This window comes from Xanthobacter aminoxidans (assembly GCF_043193615.1).
In the GTDB taxonomy this organism is placed as follows: domain Bacteria; phylum Pseudomonadota; class Alphaproteobacteria; order Rhizobiales; family Xanthobacteraceae; genus Xanthobacter; species Xanthobacter aminoxidans.
Window position 1 is genome coordinate 1,292,472 of record NZ_JBAFUS010000002.1, and the last position, 15,132, is coordinate 1,307,603.

At 67.8% G+C, this 15,132-nt stretch carries 14 protein-coding genes and 1 riboswitch; of the genes, 4 read left to right on the forward strand and 10 right to left on the reverse strand.

What is annotated here, in order from left to right:
• Positions 1-80: 80 nt before the first annotated feature.
• From V5F74_RS15065 to V5F74_RS15095, 7 genes are read right to left on the reverse strand one after another with little or no spacing between them, the layout of a single operon-like run.
• Entirely contained in the window at positions 81-1,445 is a 1,365-nt protein-coding gene (locus V5F74_RS15065; RefSeq protein ID WP_394008864.1) for an LLM class flavin-dependent oxidoreductase, read from the reverse strand.
• 54 nt (positions 1,446-1,499) lie between these two features.
• Positions 1,500-2,636: an aldo/keto reductase gene (locus V5F74_RS15070; RefSeq protein ID WP_394008866.1), complete on the reverse strand. Its 1,137-nt coding sequence runs from the start codon at positions 2,634-2,636 to the stop codon at positions 1,500-1,502.
• A gap of 11 nt (positions 2,637-2,647) precedes the next feature.
• Complete coding sequence (locus tag V5F74_RS15075; protein ID WP_394008868.1) at positions 2,648-3,598, reverse strand: ABC transporter ATP-binding protein; 951 nt, start codon at positions 3,596-3,598, stop codon at positions 2,648-2,650.
• Complete coding sequence (locus tag V5F74_RS15080; RefSeq protein WP_394008870.1) at positions 3,579-4,595, reverse strand: ABC transporter ATP-binding protein; 1,017 nt, start codon at positions 4,593-4,595, stop codon at positions 3,579-3,581. The genes V5F74_RS15075 and V5F74_RS15080 overlap by 20 nt, the downstream gene beginning before the upstream one ends.
• A complete protein-coding gene (locus tag V5F74_RS15085) occupies positions 4,596-5,636 on the reverse strand; it encodes an ABC transporter permease (RefSeq protein WP_394008872.1) in 1,041 nt (346 codons plus the stop codon). It abuts the gene before it with no gap.
• Positions 5,636-6,622, reverse strand: a complete 987-nt coding sequence (locus V5F74_RS15090; protein ID WP_394008937.1) for an ABC transporter permease — start codon at positions 6,620-6,622, stop codon at positions 5,636-5,638. Before V5F74_RS15090 ends, V5F74_RS15085 begins: the two co-directional genes overlap by 1 nt.
• Positions 6,623-6,624: 2 nt before the next feature.
• Positions 6,625-8,271 carry an ABC transporter substrate-binding protein gene (locus V5F74_RS15095; RefSeq protein WP_394008874.1) on the reverse strand — a complete coding sequence of 549 codons (1,647 nt, stop codon included), beginning with the start codon at positions 8,269-8,271 and terminating at the stop codon, positions 6,625-6,627.
• 203 nt (positions 8,272-8,474) lie between these two features.
• Between V5F74_RS15095 and V5F74_RS15100 the strand changes: the two genes are divergently transcribed.
• The 4 genes from V5F74_RS15100 to V5F74_RS15115 all read left to right on the forward strand — a co-directional run bounded on the left by V5F74_RS15100 (position 8,475) and on the right by V5F74_RS15115 (position 11,450).
• The gene (locus V5F74_RS15100) at positions 8,475-9,449 is read left to right on the forward strand and encodes a TauD/TfdA dioxygenase family protein (RefSeq protein WP_394008876.1); all 975 of its coding nucleotides are present in this window, start codon (positions 8,475-8,477) and stop codon (positions 9,447-9,449) included.
• 104 nt (positions 9,450-9,553) lie between these two features.
• On the forward strand, positions 9,554-9,898 hold the full coding sequence (locus V5F74_RS15105; RefSeq protein ID WP_029558501.1) for a DUF3088 domain-containing protein: 345 nt from the start codon (positions 9,554-9,556) through the stop codon (positions 9,896-9,898).
• A gap of 60 nt (positions 9,899-9,958) precedes the next feature.
• Positions 9,959-11,014, forward strand: a complete 1,056-nt coding sequence (locus V5F74_RS15110) for an aldo/keto reductase (protein WP_029558500.1) — start codon at positions 9,959-9,961, stop codon at positions 11,012-11,014.
• A gap of 133 nt (positions 11,015-11,147) precedes the next feature.
• The gene (locus tag V5F74_RS15115) at positions 11,148-11,450 is read left to right on the forward strand and encodes a cysteine-rich CWC family protein (RefSeq protein ID WP_156026399.1); all 303 of its coding nucleotides are present in this window, start codon (positions 11,148-11,150) and stop codon (positions 11,448-11,450) included.
• Positions 11,451-11,665: 215 nt separating this feature from the next.
• Here the strand turns inward: V5F74_RS15115 and metE are convergent, their stop codons facing one another.
• From metE to V5F74_RS15130, 3 genes are all read right to left on the reverse strand, one after another.
• Complete coding sequence (gene metE, locus V5F74_RS15120) at positions 11,666-14,023, reverse strand: 5-methyltetrahydropteroyltriglutamate--homocysteine S-methyltransferase (protein WP_394008939.1); 2,358 nt, start codon at positions 14,021-14,023, stop codon at positions 11,666-11,668.
• A gap of 117 nt (positions 14,024-14,140) precedes the next feature.
• Positions 14,141-14,338, reverse strand: a riboswitch (cobalamin riboswitch).
• 18 nt (positions 14,339-14,356) lie between these two features.
• A complete protein-coding gene (locus tag V5F74_RS15125; protein ID WP_156026398.1) occupies positions 14,357-14,872 on the reverse strand; it encodes a hypothetical protein in 516 nt (171 codons plus the stop codon).
• Positions 14,873-15,024: 152 nt separating this feature from the next.
• Positions 15,025-15,129 carry a short-chain fatty acyl-CoA regulator family protein gene (locus V5F74_RS15130; protein ID WP_245279400.1) on the reverse strand — a complete coding sequence of 35 codons (105 nt, stop codon included), beginning with the start codon at positions 15,127-15,129 and terminating at the stop codon, positions 15,025-15,027.
• Between the last annotated feature and the right edge of the window lie 3 nt (positions 15,130-15,132).

The following is a 15,132-nucleotide window of genomic DNA, read 5'->3' on the forward strand; positions in this document are numbered from 1 at the left end:
CCCTTCCCCGAGCGACCGGGAAAGGGGCCGGATCCGTGTCGTCGCCAGGGGAGCGCCGGCACGAAGGGATCGGGAATGCCTCAGGCGGTGGCGCGCGCCGCCTCGGCGAACTGGCTCTGCGGCCGCGGCAGGCCGTAATGCTCGCGCAGCGTCCGGCCGGTGTATTCCGCGCGGAACAGGCCACGCTTGCGCAGGATGGGCACCACCTGCGAGGCGAAGAGATCGAAGCCGGCGGCGTACCAGGGCGGCATCACGTTGAAGCCATCCGCCGCACCGCTCTCGAACCAATGCTGGATCTCGTCGGCGATCTTCTCCGGCGTGCCCACCACCACATAATGGCCGCGCGCGCCGGCGAGGCGATCGATGAGCTGGCGCAACGTCGGCTTCTCCCGCCGCACGATGTCCACCACCAATTGGAAGCGGCTGGCCACGAGCTTGGCCGGGCCGGCATCCTTGAAGGCGTCCAGCTCCACCACCGCACCGAGGGGATGGCCGGAGAAGTCCACGCCGGTGATCTGCTTCAGCTGGGAGATGGAATATTCCGGCTGGATGAGGTCGCTGAACGCCTCGTGCAGCTGGCGCGCTTCCGCCTCGGTGGAGCCGATATAGGGGCTGATGCCGGGCAGGATCTTCACATGGTCCGGATTGCGCCCCAGGCCCGCCGCCTGCTTCTTGATGTCGGCATAGAAGGCCTTGGCGCTCTCCACCGTCTGGTGCGCGGTGAAGATGGCTTCCGCATAGCGCGCGGCAAACGAGCGCCCGTCGTCGGAGGAGCCTGCCTGCACATAGACCGGACGGCCCTGCGGCGGGCGCGGCGTGTTGAGCGCGCCCTTCACCCGATAGTGCCGGCCCACATGCTCGATGGGGTGGATCTTGGTGTCATCCGCGAACAGGCCGGAAACGGGATCGGCCACGAGGGCGTCGTCCTCCCAGCTGTCCCAGAGCTTGGTCACCACGTCCACGAACTCGGCCGCGCGGGCATAGCGCTCGGCATGGCTCGGGGTCTCGGCGAGGCCGAAATTGGCGGACGCCTGGGGGACGGCGGTGGTGACGATGTTCCAGCCCGCGCGCCCGCCGGAGAGATGGTCCAGCGAGGCATAGAGCCGGGCGAGGTTGTAGGGCTCGTAATAGGTGGTGGAGGCCGTGCCGATGAGGCCGATATGGGTGGTGGCGGCGGCGATGGCCGAGAGCCAGGTCAAGGGTTCCAGCCGGAAGCGCGAGGCGTAGCGGATGTTGTCCACCTGCGCCGGCCCGTCGGCGAAGAACACCGCATCGAGCTTCGCCGCCTCGGCCGAGCGGGCGAGGTCTTGGTAGAAGGTGATGTCCAGCAGCCGCTCCGGCCGCGCGCCGGGATAGCGCCAGCCCGCCTCGTGATGGCCGCCGGGATAGATGAACAGGTTGAGGACGAGCTGCCGCCGCGTGGCGTGGGACGATGGGACTGCCATTGGGATCTCTCCTTTGATCGCTCAAGGCGTGAAGGGGCAGAACATTCGGTTGGTTCAGCCGACGCGGGCGGCGACGCGCGAAGCCACGCGTTCTTGCGCGCGCTCCTGCACCCGCGCCGCCGCATCGCCGCCGCCGGTGCGGGGCACGCGGCCTTCCACGGGGTGGCTGGGGTCGGTGTAGAATTTCGTGGAGACGTGACCGTCCGGCACGAGGGAGGCCACCAGCGCCTCGTCGGCGGCGGTGAAGCCGTAGTCGAGGGCGGCGACGTAATCGTCCCACTGGGCTTCCGTGCGCGGCCCGGCAATGGCCGAGGTGACGAGGCTGTTGTTCAGCACCCAGGACAGCGCAAAGGTCGCCGCCGGAATGCCGGCCTCGGCCGCATGGCGGGCGATGGCCTCTGCGATGTCGATGGATTCCGCCCGCCACTCGGTCTCCAGAATGCGCCGGTCGCCCCGCCCTGCCCGACTATCCGCCGCCGGAGCCGCGCCGGGCGCGTATTTGCCGGTGAGCACGCCGCGCGCCAGCGGCGAATAGGTGACGACGCCGAGGCCGTAATGGTGGGCGGCAGGAAGCTGCTCCACCTCCGCCGTTCGGTCCACGATGTTGTAGAGGGGCTGGCTGGCGACGGGCCGGTCGATACCGAACTGGTCGGCGAGATGGGCCACCTCGGCGATGCGCCAGCCGCGGAAATTGGAGACGCCGAAATAGCGCACCTTCCCCGCCTTCACGAGGTCAGCCACCGCCCGCACCGCCTCGCCGAGCGGCGCGTCGAAGATGGCGCGGTGGAAATAGAGGATGTCGATGTAGTCGGTGCCGAGCCGTCTCAGGCTCGCCTCCGCCGCCTCGATGATCCACTTGCGCGAGATGCCCTGCCGGTTCGGCCCCGTGCCGCCGGGATTGGCGAACTTGGTGGCGAGCACATAGGCATCCCGATCGCCCTTCACCGCGCGGCCGACGATCTCCTCGGTGTGGCCGTTCTGATAGGCATCCGCCGTATCGAGGAAGAAGAAGCCCTGCTCCTTCGCCTTGTGGATGATGCGGTGGGACGTGGCTTCGTCGGTGGGTCCGCCGAACATCATGGTGCCCAGCGCCAGCTTCGGCACCTTCAGGCCGCTCTTGCCGAGATAGCGATACTCCGGCGGCGTCACGGGGGCTTTCGGAAAGGCGTGCGCGGTCACATGGGCGGTCATGGGCGAAATCCTCAGTGAAGCGCGTCTTCAGGCGCGTGATGGCAGGCGACGGCGCGGCCGGCCCCGAGGGGGCGCAGCGCGGGGTCGGATTGGGTGCAGAGGGGCGTCGCCAGCGGGCAGCGCGGATGGAAGCGGCAGCCGGTGGGCACATTGCGCGCGCTCGGCAAATCGCCGGAGAGCGGGGCGGCATGGCGCCGCCGTCCGGGCGTCGGCACGGCCTCGATCAGCGCGCGGGTGTAGGGGTGGAGCGGGCGGGCGAAGATGGACTGCCAGGAGCCCGTCTCCACGATGCGGCCGAGATACATCACCAGCACCCGGTCGGCGAAATAGCGCACCACTGAGAGATCATGGGAGATGAAGAGATAGGAGAGCCCCAGCTCCGCCTTCAGCCGCGCCAAGAGGTTCAGGATCTGCGCCTGGATGGAGAGATCGAGGGCCGACACCGGCTCGTCGCAGATGACGAGGCGCGGGGAAAGGATGAGCGCACGGGCGATGCCGAGGCGCTGACGCTGGCCGCCGGAGAATTCGTGCGGATAGCGCGACAACGCCTCGCGCGGGAGGCCCACCCGCTCCAGCGCATCCCCCGCCGCAGCCAGCCGCTCGCGGCGCGGCACGAGGCCGTGCACCGCCAGCGGCGCGGTGAGGATGTCGGCGATGGACTGGCGCGGATTGAGTGAGGCGAACGGGTCCTGAAACACGATCTGCGCCTGCCGGCGATAGGCCTTCAGCGGCGCGCCTTCGAGGCCGCCCACGTCCACCCCGTCGAACACCACCCGCCCCGAGGCGGGGGACACGAGGCGCATGATGACCTTGGCGAGGGAGGACTTGCCGCAGCCGCTCTCGCCCACGAGGCCCACCGTCTCCCCCGGCGCCACGGCGAAGGACACGCCATCCACCGCGCGTAGCAGGCGGCCGCCGGACTCATAGCCGGCGTGCAGGTTTTCAACCGACAGCAAGGGCATGGCGCGCCTCCCTTTGCGCTTCCGCCGTGGTGACGGGGCAGGCGACGAGATGGCCGGGCGCGACCGCATCGAGGGCCGGCTCGGCGGCGCGGCACAGTGCCCGCGCGTTCGGGCAGCGCGGGGCGAAGGCGCAGCCCTCCTCCCCCGCCGCCGAAGCGATGGAGCCGGCGATCTCCGCGAGCGCGCCGGCCGAATAGTGCTGGCCGGCATCAAGCCGGGGCGAGGCGGCGAGCAGGCCGCGCGTGTAGGGGTGGAGCGGCGCGCCGAACAGGGTCTCGAACGGCGCGTCCTCCACCTTGCGGCCGGCATACATCACCGCCACCCGGTCGGCCCATTCGGCCACCACGCCGAGGTCGTGGGTGATGAGCAGGAGGCCCATGGAGAGGTCGCGGCGCAGGGCGTCGAGCAGGTCCAGCACCTGCGCCTGAATGGTCACGTCCAGCGCCGTGGTGGGCTCGTCGGCAATCAGCAGGCGCGGGGCGCAGGCGACCGCGATGGCGATCATCACCCTCTGGCGCATGCCGCCGGAGAGTTCGTGGGGATAGTCCCCCGCGCGCCGTGCGGGCTCAGGGATGCGCACGAGGTCGAGCAGTTCCACCGCGCGGGCAAAGGCGGCGCGGCGGGAGAGCCCTTCGTGCAGGCGCACCACCTCGGCTACCTGCTGGCCCACAGAGAGCACCGGGTTCAGCGAGGTCATGGGCTCCTGAAACACCATGGCGATGTCCCGCCCGCGCACCCGGCGCAGGGCGCGATCGTCCAGCCGGGCGAGGTCGGTCACGGCGCCCTCGCGGCCCCGGAACAGGATTTCGCCGGAGGCGATGCGCGCCGCGTCCGGCAGCAGACGCATCAAGGCGAGTGCGGTGAGCGACTTGCCCGATCCGCTCTCCCCCACCAGCGCGACGGTCTCCCCTGCCGCGACCTTGAGGGAGAGACCGCGCACCGGGGTGGCGCGCGGGAAGGCGATGGAGAGGTCGCGCACGTCAATGAGCGGCGCCATTCACCCCTCCCCGCCGCGGCGCGGATTGAGCGCCTCGTTGAGGCCGTCGCCGATCAGGTTCAGCGACAGCACGGTGAGCACGATGGCGACGCCGGGGATGGCGCTGAGGAACCAGGCGGTGAGCAGGAGATCGCGGCCGGTGCCGATCATGGAGCCCCAGCTCACCACGTTGGGATCGCCCAGCCCCATGAAGGAGAGCGCGCTCTCCATGAGGATGGCGGTGGCGACGGTGACCGAGGCGAGCACGATGACCGGCGGCAGCGCGTTGGGCAGGATCTCGCGGAAGATGATGCGCCCATGCCCGAAGCCCAGCGCCCGCGCGGCGGCGACGAAATCCTTCTCCTTGATGGCGCGGAACTGCGCCCGCACGAGGCGCGCCACCTGCGGCCACGACACCGCCGCGATGGCGAGCGCGATGGCCGGCACCGAGGGTTGCGCGATGGCCACCAGCACGATGAGCAGGATGAAGCCCGGCACCGTCTGGAAAATCTCGATGAGCTTGGAGAGCACATCGTCCACCACGCCGCCGAAATAGCCCGCCGTGGCGCCCACCAGAATGCCGGCGAGGAGCCCCGCCAGTGTCGCCGAGGCGCCCACCAGCAGGCTCACGCGGGCGCCGTGGACGAGCCCGGCCAGCACGTCGCGTCCCAGCGCGTCGGTGCCCAGCGGAAAGCGCGGGTTCTGGCCCGGCCACTGCAAGGGCCGCCCCGCCATCTCCAGCGGATCGTCGGGGAAGAGCACGGGGGCAGCCAGCGCCGCCCCCACCACGACGGCGAGGATGAGGAGACCCGCCACCGCCGTGGGATTGGAGAGGAAGACGAGGAGCGCATGGCGCCGGCCCACGGGCGCCAGCCGCGCCACGTCCGCCGTCACGGTGCGCGCGGCATCCGGCGCATGGACGTTGGGCCAGAAATCCGGCTCAGGCTGCGCGGCTTGAGCGCGCTCGGCGCCCAGCGCCGCGGCCGCCGCACGGTCCTCGGCGTCGGATGCGCGGGGGTTTGCGGCGAGGCCGCCGCTGGGGAGGGTGCCGGTGCCGTGCATCAGCGCACCTCGATGCGCGGATCGAGCCACGCCTGCAGGATGTCGATGGCCGCGTTCACCGCCACCACCAGCAGCGACGACAGGAGCAGGATGCCGAGCAGGACATGGAAGTCCCGCCCCATCACCGCCTCGTAGGCGAGGCGGCCGAGGCCGGGCCAGCTGAACACCGTTTCCACCACCACCGCCCCGCCCATAAGCCCGGCGAGGTGGATGCCGGCCATGGTGGTGACAGGAATGAGCGCGTTGCGCAGCACGTGGTCGCGGGTGACGGCGAAGGGGGAAAGGCCCTTGGCACGGGCGGTGCGCACATGGTCCTGCGTGCGCACCTCGATCATGTCGTCGCGGGTGAGGCGGGCGTAGATGGCCACGTAGAAGAGGGCGAGGGAGAGCGCCGGCAGGATCTGGTAGCGCGCCCGGTCCAGCACCGCCTCCCAGCCGGTGAAGTTCGCGCCGATGGTCTCGGCCCCGCCGGTGGGCAGCCAGCCGAGCTTCACCGAGAACAGGACGATGAGCATCAGCCCGATCCAGAAGCTCGGGATGGAATAGAACAGCAGCGCGAGGACGCTCAGCACCCGGTCCGTGGGCCGCCCGGCGAACGTCGCCATGAGCGCCCCGAGCGTGATGCCGATGAGGAGCGCGAACACGAGGGCGAGGCCCATCAGGCTCAGTGTGTTGGGCAGCCGCGCGCCGATCAGCTCCGCCACCGGCTGGTTGTAGCGCGGCGAGACGCCGAGGCTGAAATGGGCGAGGTTCCAGAGATACCCGCCGAGCTGTTTCGCCACCGGCAGATCCAGCCCGAACTTGGATTTCAGCGCGGCGAGTGTTTCCACCGTCGCCGCGCCCGCTTCGCCGGCCAATGCGTCGGCCGCATCGCCCGGCGTCAGCCGCAACAGGAAGAAGTTGAGGATGAGGATGCCGATGACGGTCGGCACCGCCTGCAGCGCGGTGCGCCGCACGGCTTTCAGGATGCGGGGCAAACGGCGCATGGTCATTTCTCGATCCACACGTCGGCGAAGGAGGCATCGACGCCGGTGACGCCGATGGTGTGGTTCTTCACCTTTCGGTTGAAGATGGTAACGCCATCGACGGCGATGAGGCCGAGGGCGGCGACGTCCGCGTAAACCACCTTCTGGAAATCGAGCCACAACTGGCGGCGCTTCGCCGGGTCCGGCTCGACGGCCGCCGCCTCCAGCAGCCGGTCCACTTCCGGGTTGGCGTAGTGGGAGGCGTTGGAGAAGGGCAGGCCCACGCGGAAATTCTTCGACCACAGGGTGCGCTGCACGCCGAGGGTGGGGTCGAACAGGTTCTGCAAGGATTCGAGCGTGAGATCGAAGTCTCGGCCGGTATACGCCTTCTGGACGTAGGTGGAAAAATCGAAGAACTGGAAGTCTACGGCGATGCCGACCTTCGCCAGCGCCTGCTTCACGAAATCGCCCGCCGCCTGAGTGTTGAAGGGGTTGGCATAGAGCTTCAGCGCGAAGCGTGTGCCGTCCGTCTTGCGGGGATAGCCGGCCTCGTCCAGCAGGCGGTTCGCAGCCTTGAGATCAAAGCCGTAGGGTTCGAGCGCGGGGTCGTAGAAGGCCTTCAGCTTGGGGCTGATGACCGAGGGCGCCACCGCGCCATAGCCGTAATAGACCACATCCAGCAACTTCTGCTGATCGATGGCGTGGGCTATGGCGAGGCGTACCCGCTTGTCCTGAAGGATGGGCCGCTCGAAGTTGAAATAGAGCTGGGTCATCCGCCCGGCATATTCATAGCCGCGCGTCTCGGCGCCGAGCCCCGGCAGGGCCGAGACGCGGGCGAGGTCCGCATAGGGCACGGGCGGGCCGCCGGCGAGATCGAGCTCACCCGCCTCGAATGCCGCCGAGCGCGCGCTCTGGTCGGCGATGAAGCGCACCACGATGCGGTCCAGATACGGCTTGCCCTTGTCCCAGTAATCTGGATTGCGCTCCAGGATGATGTGGCTGCCGCGCACCCATTCCTTGAAGATGAACGGGCCCGTGCCGATGGGCGCCGCGCCGTTCTTGTTGGTGAGCGGATCGGTCCCCTCGTAGATGTGCTTCGCCACGATGGGCGATTCGTTGGCATCAAGCGCGGTGAGGAGATAAGGCGCCGGCTTCGACAGGCGGATGATGGCGGTGTGGGGATCAGGCGTCTCCACCGCCGTCACCGAGGCGAAGGTGGCGCGGCCGCGCGGATGGCCTTCCTTCAGGACCTGGATGGAATAGGCGACGTCATCGGCGGTGAAGTCCCGCCCGTCGTGCCACTTCACGCCCTCGCGCAGCTTGAAAATGTAGGTCAGCCCGTCCGGGCTCACGCTCCACTCCGTCGCCAGCGCGGGCTTGGGGTTGAAGTCGAGATCGTAGGTGAGGAGGCCCTCCGTCACCTTGGGCGAGACGCGCTGGGTGGGCCCGGCGGTGTGGGCGATGGTCACCAGCGTCGAGGGTTCGTGCTCCACCAGAAAGCGCAGCACGCCGCCGCGCACCGGCTGGGGCGCGGCCTCCGTCTCCGCAGCGAATGACGGCGTCCCGGCCGACGCCGCGATCACGCACGCCGCCGCCAGAAGCCCCTTCAGAACCGCCCGACGCGGAGGCGGGGCGAGGAACGGGAATGCGTCTGCGGGCGGCGGGGCCATGCCGGGTCTCCTTGGCTGCGGGAAGCGCGATGGGGGCATCGCGAGACCCAACGATATGGCCCGGCTCCGGGGCGTCAATTATTTTTTGATAAAATCGATGAAAAAGATAGATTATGGTCGAGCCGCCCGCGTCGGGGACCATCCGGCGCGCCGGTGCGTATGGCCACCGCCCGCGTCAAACGCCTGTCAGGAAAGGAAAATCGATGCCGAGCGCCGCGCCCATCTCCTCCAGCGAAGGCGGTTTCGTCGACCTGCCGCCGCGCCACATCGCCGTGCATCCGCTCACCGGCCACATCGGCGCGGAGATCGAGGCGCCGGACCTGTCCCGCCCGCTGTCGCCGGAGGTGGTGGACGAAATCCGCGCCGCGCTGCTGAAGTGGAAGGTGGTGTTCTTCCGCGACCAGCCGCTGAGCCATGCCGAGCATGTGGCGCTGGCCTCGGCCTTCGGCGCGCCCACCATCGGCCATCCCGTGTTCGGCTTCGTAGAAGGCTATCCGCAGGTCTATTCCGTCGGCCGCGACCGTTTCGCGACGCGCCACACCGGCGAGCCACTGATCCGCCCGTGGACCGGCTGGCATACGGACGTGACCGCCGCGGTGAACCCGCCCGCCGCCTCCATCCTGCGCGGCGTCACCATCCCGCCCTATGGCGGCGACACCTTCTGGACCAACCTCGCCGTCGCCTATGAGGCGCTGTCGCCCACTTTGCGCGGCTTCGTCGATACCCTGCGCGGCATCCACGCCTTCGCCCCGCCCGAGGGGCAGGCCGGCACCGCCGACTTCAAGGAGAAGAACCGCCGCCGTCCGCTGGTGAGCGAGCACCCGCTGGTGCGCGTCATCCCCGAGACCGGCGAGCGGGTGCTGTTCGTCAGCCCCTCCTTCCTCAAGAGCGTCACCGGCCTCACCCCGCGCGAGAGCCAGCAGTTGCTGGACCTGCTGTTCGAGCACATCACCCGACCGGAATTCACCGTGCGCTTCCGCTGGCGGCCGGGCTCCATCGCCTTCTGGGACAACCGCGCCACCGCGCACCTCGCCCCGCGCGACATCTATACGCTCGACTTCGACCGCCAGCTCTACCGCATCACGCTCAAGGGCGACGTGCCGGTGGGCGTGGATGGGCGCCCCTCCGCCATCATAGACGGCGAGCCGCTGGAGGCCTTCACCGCCGGCACCGCCTGACGCCCTTTTTCCCTTCCTCCCCGCCTTCCGGGCCTGCGCCTCACCCGCGTGGGCCCGCCTTTTTCATCAGCCCAGGTTTTCCCTGCCACCGGACGCCCCACCCCATGAGCCGCGACTTCCTCATCCTCCTCGCCCCCGGCTTCACTGATCCGCAGAAGCCCGGCCGGCGCTACTTTTGCCCCGACTGCAACCAGATCGAGGGGGTGCTTGCGAGCAATCCGGGCCTCGCCAGCCGCATCACCGTGAAGCGCGTCTCCTTCCTGCGGCCGCGGGCCGAGGTGGTGGCGCTGCTCGGGCCGGACAATCAGGGCCTGCCCGTCCTCATCCTCGGCGACGCGGCGCCCCTCCCGGCGGATGCGCAGGCCTATGGCACCTACCGTTTCGTCACCGACATCCGCCGCATCCTGGAGCTGATCGCCGAGCGCCACGGCGTCCCGTTCCCGCATTGACGTGGCCAGCCCGCGCAGCCACCCTCCGCGCCGTTCCCTCCTGTGGATTTCCATTTCCCCATGCTTGATTATCGCCCCCTCGGGCGCACCGGCATCACGGTGTCGTCCATCGCGCTCGGCACCATGACGTTCGGCGAGCAGAACACCGAGGCCGAGGGCCACGCCCAGCTCGACATCGCCCGCGACCGCGGCATCAATCTCATCGACGCCGCCGAGCTTTATCCCATCCCGCCCAAGGCCGAGACACAGGGCGCCACCGAGCGCATCATCGGCTCCTGGCTGAATGCGCGCGGCGGCCGCGACAAGGTGGTGATCGCCACCAAGGTGGTGGGCCGCTCGGACGCCACCTATTTCCGCGCCGATGGCAGCACCACGCGGCTCGATGCGAAGAACATCAACGAAGCCATCGAGGGCTCGCTGAAGCGCCTCGGCACCGATTACATCGACCTCTACCAGCTCCACTGGCCCGACCGCGCCGTGCCCCTGTTCGGCCAGCGCGCCACCACCCGCGCGCGCGGCGGCGGCGACGGACCGGAGGTGGCGGTGGAGGAGACGCTGGCCGCCCTCGATGCCTTGGTGAAGGCCGGGAAGGTGCGCCATATCGGCCTCTCCAACGAGACCGCCTGGGGCCTATCCGCCTTCCTCGCCGCAGCGGAAAAGGGCATCGGCCCGCGCGTCGCCTCGGTGCAGAACGCCTACAACCTCGTGAACCGCACCTATGAGACCGGCCTTGCCGAATTCCACCAGCGCGAGGACGTGGGCCTGCTCGCCTATTCGCCGCTGGCGCAGGGCTTTCTGACCGGCAAATATCTCGACGGCGCCTTGCCCGCCGGTGCCCGCAAAACGCTGTTCAACCGCACCCAGCGTTACGAGAAGCCCGGCACGGAAGAGGCGGTGCGCGCCTACGTGGCCCTCGCCCGCGAGCTGGGCCTGACGCCCGCCCAGCTCGCCCTCGCCTTCGTCACCAGCCGGCCGTTCGTGACCTCCAACATCATCGGCGCCACCACCCTCGCGCAGCTGGAGGAAGATCTCGGCGCGCTCGACGTGACCCTGACGCCGGAGATCGAAGACCGCATCGACGCCCTGCACCAACTGCACGGAAACCCCGCACCCTGAACGGTTTCGTACCGCCGTCCGCAGCTGGGCGGCGGTGCATCCGGGGCGTTCAGGCAGAAGCCGCACAGCGCCCGGCCCATCGGCCTGACCACGTTCAGAGATAGAGCTTCCATCTTCCAGAATGGGAAGCAATATGATCGTCTGCGGGTTACACCGGTCCCAGTTTCAAGAGGCTGTCAGCGCTGGGACGCCGATCCGCGATCAAGCGCGAGGCGATGCCGTGCCTGTTGTCGTTCCGATCCGTCGGCTGCTCTGCGAAAGATGCGGCGCTGAATTCACGTGCGGATCGGCGTCCTCGGTTTCCGATTCATGGTGCTGGTGCCAGGATCTGCCAAAACTGGAGGTCAGGCAGGCCGAAGGGGATTGCCTTTGCCCTGAGTGTCTGCAACGCGAGATCAGGCAGCAGCAGCCCGGACGAAACCCCTGCAAATCCTGACTACCCTTTCGAACGCTCACCTGCTGCAGAGCACGGACCCTTTAGGTATGCTCCGCCGCCCGGCTGGCGGATTTGAACGATGCGGGCTGTGAAAATCCGTGGAGCGCGCCCACGAGAGACAGCGAGCCGGTGACGCCACGCGCGCTCCAACCCGTGGGCAGGCCGGCGCCTTCATGGCGGGCGCAGGCTGTCCGCCCGCGCCTGCCTGCTTCGGATCAGTTCGTGGCTGACCTGATAGCCCGCGCGGCGGCGACCATGTTGACGAGCGCTGGCTTCACCTCCTCCCACTTGCGTGTCTTCAGGCCGCAATCGGGATTGATCCAGATCTGGCTGTCATCCAGCCGCTGGCGGGCACGGGACAGCAGATCCGTCATTTCGGAGACGGCGGGCACGCGGGGGGAATGGATGTCGTAGACGCCGGGCCCGATCTCGTTCGGGTACTTGTAGCTGCGGAAAGCATCGAGCAGCTCCATCTTCGAGCGCGAGGTCTCGATGGAGATGACGTCCGCGTCCATGGCACCGATAGCATCGATAATGTCGTTGAACTCGGAATAGCACATGTGGGTGTGGATCTGCGTCTGGTCGCCGACGCCGGACGAGCACAGACGGAAGCACTCCACCGCCCACCGGAGATATTCACCCCACTGGCTCCGGCGCAGCGGCAGTCCCTCGCGCAGGGCCGCCTCGTCGATCTGGATCATGGCGGCGCCCGCCTGCTCCAGATCTTCCACCTCGTCGCGGATGGCGAGGGCGATCTGCCGGCATGCAGCGCTGCGCGGAAGGTCATCGCGCACAAACGACCAGTTGAGGATGGTGACCGGCCCGGTGAGCATCCCCTTGAGCGGCTTCTGCGTCAGCGACTGGGCGTAGCGCCACCACTCCACGGTCATGGGCGCCGGGCGGGCGACGTCGCCGAACAGGATGGGCGGCCGTACATAGCGCGAGCCGTAGCTCTGGACCCAGCCGTGCTTGGTGAAGGCGAAACCGGAGAGCTGCTCGCCGAAATACTGAACCATGTCGTTACGTTCGAACTCGCCGTGGACCAGCACGTCGAGGCCGATGTCCTCCTGCCAGCGCACCGCACGCGCGGTCTCCTCGCGCAGGAATTGGGTGTAAGCGTCATCGCTGAGCGCACCCTTGGCATGAGCTGAACGGGCCTGGCGCACTTCGGCAGTCTGCGGAAATGAGCCGATGGTCGTGGTGGGAAAGGCGGGAAGGCCGAAGCGCTTGTGCTGGAGTTCGGCACGCGTGCTGAACGGGCTCGTGCGGCGGGCCATGGCGGCCGTGACCGCGCCGGTTCGCGCCGCGACTGCCGCGTTGTGCACCTTGGGCGACGTCCGACGCGCTTCAGCTGCCGCAGCGGAGGCATCCAGCGCGTCCTTCACCCGCGCGCTGTCGCCCGAAAGCGCGGCCGAGAGCACGGCAAGCTCGTCCATTTTCTGCAGCGAGAAGGCGAGCCAGGACTTCAGGTCCGGATCGAGATCGGTCTCCTGATCGAGATCCACCGGTACGTGGAGAAGCGAGCATGAGGGAGCAAGCTGCACATGATCGGTGCCGCGCCGGGCGACCACTGCCTTCAGACGCTCCGCGAGCGCGGACAGGTTGGCACGCCAGATGTTGCGACCATCGATCGCCCCAAGCGACAGCACGAGGCCCGGACGGGCTTTCTCCACCACCGCCTCAAGCTGTTCCGGCGCACGAACCAGGTCCACATGGAGTCCGGCGACCGGAAGGGACAGGGTCGCATCGAGATTGTCGCCGAGCGCGCCGAAATAGGTGGCGAGCATGATCTTGAGTTTGGGCAGAGCGTGCGCGATGGAGGCATAGGCACGCCGCAGGGCGTCACGCGCAGCATTGTCGAGATCGAGCACGAGACAGGGCTCGTCGATCTGCACCCACTCGGCGCCGTTGGCGGACAGGCGGCGGAGCACATCCACATAGACCGGCAGGATGTTGCCGAGGAGGCTCAGGGGATCGAAGCCCGCCTCCTTGCTCTTGCCGAGCTTCAGGAAGGTGACAGGCCCGAGCAGCACCGGCCGGGTTTCATAGCCGAGGGCTTTGGCCTCGCGATACTCGTCCACCGCCTTCAGGCTGGCGAGCTGAAAGGTCTGGTTCGGAGCGAATTCCGGCACCATGTAATGATAATTGGTGTCGAACCACTTCGTCATTTCCTGCGCCGGCGCCCCCTGCCCTGCACTTCCGTCCCCGTGATGGGAATGGCCACAGGAGGCCTCGGACGCCGCGCCATCAGCGCCCCGGGCCATGGCGAAATGGACCGAGAGCGGGACTTTTCCACCGCGCCAGCCATAGACTTCCGGAATGGCGCCGACCATCACGCTGGTGTCCAACACCTGATCGTAGAGGGAGAAGTCGTTGGACGGGATCACGGTCACGCCGCGCGCCTTCTGGCGGGCCCAGTTCGCGGCCCGCAGGGCAGCGGAGATGTCCAGCAGCTCCGCGTCGCCGGTCTTCCCGGCCCAATAGCTTTCAAGCGCAGCCTTCAGCTCCCGGCGTGGACCGATGCGGGGAGTCCCGAGCGTGGCCACGGGAATGGCGGGGGGTGGTGTGGTGATCGTCGTCACGGCTCTTCAACCCTTCCGTTGAATGGGCGAAGGCCATGGCAGCCGCGACAGGGCGCGGTGGGCGCGAGCCAACCGAGACCCAAGCGCACCACCAGGACACCCCGCCCGAGTACGTATGTTGTCGGGGCAGGTCTCCTGGCTCACGGGTCTCGGCCGGTCGTCCGTCTTCCCAGGATTGCTCCCAGTGACATGAATGGACGTCAGCTCGCCGCTTACAGTTGCGGGGGCAGCGCCGGCATTAAACCGGCTTCCCTCTTAGCTCCGGTGCCACAAACGGCCCAGAGAACCACGACGCCGTCTACGTACGCGCCAAACGCCAGTGCGTCAACGGCATATAAGGACATCTTTATATCGGAAAATGGTGATCGAATGCTGTGTGGACATCGGTCTCGGCTGGGGGTTCGCCTGGATGCTGGCGATATTTGCAAATGGAAACATAGGGAACTGAATTGTGCGGTCGCCATGGTCGGTTTTTTCCCGGCCGCAGGTGGGAAGGCGCCCATCCTTGTACCAACGAATGCGCTCTCTGGGAGTGATGCCAAGAGCCCTGTCAACGGCTTTCGGGGTAAGCGGGGCGAACAGTATCTCGCCGATACGAGTCTCCATCCGCTTGGTAAACGCCTCAAGCCGGCGCTCTCCGGGATCGGGAACCCTGAACGACATCCATCCTTCGCCAACCGCATAATCACCGCCGTCGAGCTTTCGCGCCATAAGCCTCGCGAGGCCTTCCGATGCCCTGATGCGGCGGTCTCGATCGATGGGTGGGAGATCATTCCATGTGAGGCGAACCAACACATGTGCACCCTCATTTTCCGTCGTCATTCTGCCGGGCTGACCCATGTAAAACCTCGACAAAAGCTTGCACGAGACAACAACTTCGCTGTTACGAAAGAAATTTGAGCCTTGGGGGGCTCCATGCCCGTGGAACGCGGCAGATTTGGGCGATTTAGATTGCTGTCACGCTTAAATCCTAGACCACGTGCGATCATATCCTAGCCAGCGGCATAGGGCGTGAACACGCTCAGAGTCTCGTCCACGGCAATAGGTCTGCCGATCATCGGGAAAGCACGCTGCGGGCACGCCGGGCGATCACACACCTT